The sequence below is a fragment of the Streptomyces odonnellii genome, from assembly GCF_000981895.1.
GTDB lineage: Bacteria > Actinomycetota > Actinomycetes > Streptomycetales > Streptomycetaceae > Streptomyces > Streptomyces odonnellii.
This window is the reverse complement of the sequence record NZ_LATD01000493.1, coordinates 1-4,630: the sequence shown is the minus strand read 5'-3', so window position 1 is coordinate 4,630 and position 4,630 is coordinate 1. Positions and strand designations below refer to the sequence as shown.

Below are 4,630 nucleotides of genomic sequence, written 5' to 3'. Positions count from 1 at the left end.
GCCCGGTCCGCCGTCAGCCATCTCGGCGACCGGCCCCCGAAGTACCACCCCGAGCCCGCCACCCTGCCCGCCGCCGACGCCGCTCATCTGGACGCACTGGTCCCCGACACGGTCCTCGACGGCGCGTCCTACGGCTCGTACACCCTGCGGGCCGTGTCCGTTCGAGGCGACTCCGCCCGCCACTGGGGTGAGCCCCGCGGGGACTCCCTGCTCACCGCCCGTTTCGGCACCGGTACCGACGCGCTCGTGCTCGTGGCCGTCGCCAGTGGCGCCCGCGGTTCCGAAAGCGCGCACTTGGCCGCGGCGGATGTGTGCCACTGGATCGGCGGCGCGGTCGGGCGCAGCCACAGCCGGCTCTCCGAGGACATAAGGGCTGGTCGCAGAGGCGATCTCAAATCCGGGCTGCACCGGCTCACTGATCGTGGTTTCGGCAGGCTCCGCGCCCGTGCCGCCGAACTGGCTCTGGAGCCCGAGGAGTACTCCGCGAGTCTGCGCTGTCTGCTGCTCTCCGCCGACCCGAAGTGCCGGACCCGGGTGTTCTTCGGGGTCGGTGGCGGTGGCCTCTTCCGCTTGAGGGACGGCGTGTGGCACGACCTGGAACCATCCGTCCCCGAGCCCGACGCCGTCACCGGCGACCCGGTCGTCGGCTTCGGCTCCCCGTCCGCGGAGCCTCCGGGAGACGACCAGCTCACCATGGATCTGGCGATCACCAAGCCTCCGTCCCCCTATATAGAGGGGCCGTTGCCGCCGCAGTCCGAGCCGTTCAGGTTCCGGGCCTCGGTCGCCAGGCCGGGCGACACGCTCCTGCTGTGCAGCGGCGGCTTCGCGGAACCGCTGCGCGGCGAGCCCGCCCTCGCCGAGGAACTGACCGTGCGCTGGGCCCGTAGCAGCCCGCCCGGACTGGCCGAGTATCTCGCGGACGTCCAGCTCAGGGTCAGGGGGTACGCCGACGACCGCACCGCGGCGGCCGTCTGGGAGCAGTAGCAGCCGATTTCCGGGAGCAGCAGCGGTCGATTCCTGAGCACGAGCGGTCGACTTCTGCTCGGCGGTCGCATGCCACGACGCACCCCGCCAGTCGGCATGGTGGGCATGGTGCATCCGCCCCGGTGTCGCGAGTAGGTGACGTACGCCATGGATGCCGTCATGAGTGCTGTGATCGGCGTGGGGGAATGCTCAGGGGGAGGCACTCGGCAACAGCAGGCGTTCGGGAACGGCAGCCGTCACCGGTACCAGCGGGGGGACAGGACCATGACAGGGCTACTGCGCAGAGTGGGGGGCGCCGATCTCGCGGCCGTGCCGGAGGTGCGGCACGCCTTGCGCCAGATGCTGCGGCACTGGCGGGAGCGGGACTCCGCCGAGGTGGCGGAACTGCTGGTGAGCGAGCTGGTCACCAACGCGCTGGTGCATACGGAACAAGGCGCCGTGGTCACGGCGACCGTCGCGGACTCCCGGCTGCGGGTCGAGGTACGGGACTTCGTCGCCTCGCTGCCCGCACCGCAGGCCACGTCTGGGGCGTTGCCTCCGGTGGCCGAGGACGCGACGAACGGCCGAGGACTGGCGCTGGTCCGGAGCCTGGCGGACGACTGGGGGGTACGGGCCAGACCGCTGGGCAAGGTGGTCTGGTTCGAGATGCACGGCGAGGCGGCGTAGAGCGAGGCGGTGCGGGGCGGTACAGGGCGGCGGCGCAACCGTGGAACACACTGCCCCGGCCACATGGCGTCAGCCCACATGGCTTCAACGCACATGGCTTCAACGCACATGGCTTCAACGCACATGGCTTCAACGCACATGGCGTCAGCCCACTTGGTGTCAGCACACATGGTGTTAGCCCACATGGCATCAACGCACATGGTGTCAGCCCAACACACCGCCCCGGATCACACACCGCCCCCGCCACACACAACAGCGGACCGGCGCGACGGTTGTCCGTCACACCGGTCCGGGTGCTGTGCCTGCTGGGGCGGCTCAGCCGACCTCCCGCTCGGGCGGCTCAGCCGAACTGCCGCTCCAGGTCCGTGAGCTTGCGCTCCAGGGAGTCGAGCCTCGGCAGGGCCTGGGTGTCGTCCTCGGCGGTCAGATCCACGGTACGGGTCTCACCGCCCTTGGAACCGACGGCCTGAAGGGAGAGCCGCGATCGCTGTGGCAACTGGGTCTGCTCTGCTATGGCAGGCTCCGCGGCGGCTTCGACGGCTGCCGGGGAACCCGACCCGCCGCTCCCCATCGGAAGGGGCACCTGACGTCCGCCCCGGCCGAGCCCCCAGGCCCGGTGCTGCCGGTTCAGCGCCTTGATCTGCGCGCGGTCCAGCTTCTGCTGCTCGCGCCTGCGGTGCCGGTTCTGCTCCTTCTGACGGCGGTCCTCACGCACCTCGTCGACTGCCTCGTCCAGCGTCCGTACGCCTTCGAGCAGCATCAACGACCAAGCGGCGAAGGTCTCGCGGGGCGCGCGGAGCCACCGTACGATCCGGATCTGCGGCAGCGGGCGGGGGACCAGCCCCTGCTCGCGCAGCGCCGCCCGGCGGGTCTGCTTCAGCGCGCGGTCGAAGAGGACAGCGGCCGAGAGCGACATGCCGGCGAAGAAGTGCGGGGCGCCGTCGTGGCCGATGCCCCGGGGCGCGTGCACCCAGTTGAACCAGGCGGCGGCACCGGCGAACGTCCACACCAGCAGACGCGAACCGAGGGCCGCGTCACCGTGGCTGGCCTCGCGCACGGCGAGCACCGAGCAGAACATCGCGGCACCGTCGAGACCGAACGGGACGAGATACTCCCAGCCGCCACTGAGGCTGAGGTTTTCCTGGCCGAAGCCGACCAGGCCTTTGAACGAGAGGGCGGCGGCGACTGCCGCACAGCAGAAGAGAAGTGCGTACGAGGCGGCGCCGTAGATCGTCTCCTTCCTTCTGCGGCGTTCTTCACTGCGTTCCCATGAATCCTCGGCCGCGGCCTTGTCACCGGCGCGCTTACCGCGCGCGAGCACTGCCACCGCCACCAGGACTCCGACGATCAGCACGCCGACGGGAAGCAGCCAGTTCAGCGATATGCCGGTCAGTTGCATGCGGTGTTCCTTGCATCGCAGGGCGTTTTCGGGCGCCATATTGGCGCAAGAGCGGTGCCGCTCTGGGGGTTTTGGAGCAAGAAGACGCCAACGAGGTGGTGGGGCACACAGTTGGGCGTGATCAATCAGAACTGCCGCACGGCGGGCGGCGGTCACGTTCGATTAATATCACCCTAGCGGGTGGCTTGGCTTCTCGGGTGACGCGGGGTCAGGCCCCGGCGCTCAACTTCCGGACACGGTCGGCATCACACGTACGCGGACACGTCACACATGTGTCCTCGGGGCGCAGTGTGTAGAACAGGCAGCAGCTCGCGCGGTCGCGGGTCGGCAGCGACTCGCCCTGGGGGCCGGAGAGTTCACGGAAGGCGGCGGTACCGACGTACGGTCCGGCCGTGCCCGGCAGCAGCAGTTCCAGCTCGGCCATGGCGCGCCGCTCCTCGCCCAGCAGGTGTGCGACGTACCACAGGCCCTCGACGATCTCGTCGGTCGCCATGCCCCACAGCGCTCTGTTGCCGCGTCGCATCCGGGAGGCGAAGCCGTCGAGGACCGGGCCGAGGTGTTCGGCCGCGGCCGCGCGCACCTCGGCGCGCAGGGCCTCTTCGTCCGGTACGACCCGGGCGCCGGGCAGCGCCGCCGCGGGGTCGTCCGGCAGACACGCGAAGTCGTCGACGCGGACGCTCATCCGGCCGAGGGCGCGCTGGAAGAAGACGTTCCCGACGGGGGCCCGGGGCACCCGGCGGTGCAGGAACCAGGGCACGGTGATCAGCAGACAGGCCGGCCACGCGTAGCGGTGCAGGGCGAAGCCCGCGAGGACGTCGGGGCGCGCGGGCTTGCCGTAGTCGCGCCGGACCTGCGCGTCGTCCCAGGCCATGAAGGTGTCGAGAGCCGCACCGCCCGCTGCGAGATCGGCCGCGCCCACCCAGCCGCCGCCGAGCGGGGGCTGGGCGTCGTCGCCGAGCAGGTCGATGCTCAGCGAGGGAAACACCTCGGTCATACGGGCGTACGCGTCCGCCACGGGGCAGGTGAGAAGGCCGGGCAGCAGAGTGGGCACGGTCATGCAGGGGACCACCGAATCGGGATCGTTTGCAGGTAAGCCTTACCTTACCCGATGTGGCCGGGTTTGAACTGCGCCGGGGGCGGCCTATCGTGCACACATGACTCCGGCGCCAGACCGGACGAATGGTGCCGGAACGGGCGGAGGCGGGACGAGTGGACGGGCGCAGCGGTACGGGCGGAACGGCGACGCCGCGCCTGTACGGTTCCGGGGCCGCGGGGGGTACGGACGCCGAAGCGGCGCAGGCCCCCGGCACCGGCTCCGGGGCTGGCCCGGACGCCGGGTCCGACTCCGGGTCCGACTCCGGTCCCGACGCCGGATCCGGTTCTGCGGTCGGCCCGGACACAGCTCCCGGCTCGCTGCCCGATTCCGAGCGTGACTCAGCGCCCGTACCGGAGCCCCGTACCGGGCCGGACGCCAGCCTCGAAGCCGAGTCGGCGTCCGAGGCAGAGGGCTCGGCCGGGTCCCGGGGCCCGGAGCGTGTGCCCGGGCAGGGCAGGCCCCCGGCCGGTGAAACAGCCCCAGCC

4 protein-coding genes are annotated in these 4,630 nt (G+C 71.1%); 2 read left to right on the top strand and 2 right to left on the bottom strand.

The features are described from left to right. Both WH07_RS33780 and WH07_RS33775 read left to right on the top strand, forming a co-directional pair. Window positions 1-984, top strand: a 984-nt coding sequence (locus tag WH07_RS33780; protein ID WP_046508633.1) for a protein phosphatase 2C domain-containing protein, incomplete at its 5' end; no start/stop codon positions are given. Window positions 985-1,248: 264 nt separating this feature from the next. Then, window positions 1,249-1,650, top strand: a complete 402-nt coding sequence (locus WH07_RS33775) for an ATP-binding protein (protein ID WP_046508631.1) — start codon at window positions 1,249-1,251, stop codon at window positions 1,648-1,650. Window positions 1,651-1,990: 340 nt separating this feature from the next. Here WH07_RS33775 and WH07_RS33770 read toward each other — a convergent pair whose 3' ends face one another. Together WH07_RS33770 and WH07_RS33765 are read right to left on the bottom strand one after the other, a co-directional pair. After that, window positions 1,991-3,049: a DUF2637 domain-containing protein gene (locus tag WH07_RS33770; RefSeq protein ID WP_046508629.1), complete on the bottom strand. Its 1,059-nt coding sequence runs from the start codon at window positions 3,047-3,049 to the stop codon at window positions 1,991-1,993. A 208-nt stretch (window positions 3,050-3,257) separates the two neighbouring features. Then, window positions 3,258-4,106 carry a (2Fe-2S)-binding protein gene (locus tag WH07_RS33765; protein WP_046508627.1) on the bottom strand — a complete coding sequence of 283 codons (849 nt, stop codon included), beginning with the start codon at window positions 4,104-4,106 and terminating at the stop codon, window positions 3,258-3,260. Window positions 4,107-4,630 lie beyond the last annotated feature (524 nt).